The 316-nt window shown below is 76.9% G+C and carries 1 protein-coding gene; it reads right to left on the bottom strand.

The features are described 5' to 3' along the window. A partial coding sequence (locus HA630_RS00180) for a DUF2894 domain-containing protein (protein WP_166831970.1) occupies positions 1 to 316 on the bottom strand: 316 nt, incomplete at both ends.

Below are 316 nucleotides of genomic sequence, written 5' to 3'. Positions count from 1 at the left end.
GGGCCCAAACCTCGCGGAAACCCTGCAGGCTGGGCATGTCGGGCGGGTCGGCACGGGCAGCCAGCGCTGCGCTGGCGCCGTGAGCGCCCGGTGCGCGCTGCCGCAGCCGCTCGGTGAGCTCGGCCAGGGGCGATACGCGGGGCGGGGCCTTGGCGTGTGGCGCGAGCGTGGCCGGTGCGGCGTGCGGCGTGGGCAATCCAGCCGCCGCTTGCGCGTCGGTACGCCAGCGTTGCAGCTCGGCGTGGCTGCGGGCCCACAGCAGCTGTTGCACCGCGGCCGGCGCGGTTTGCGCGCGTTGGGCCAGGGTCTGCAGGGC

The sequence above is a fragment of the Aquabacterium sp. A08 genome, from assembly GCF_011742065.1.
This window is presented reverse-complemented; position numbering and strand designations above follow the sequence as displayed.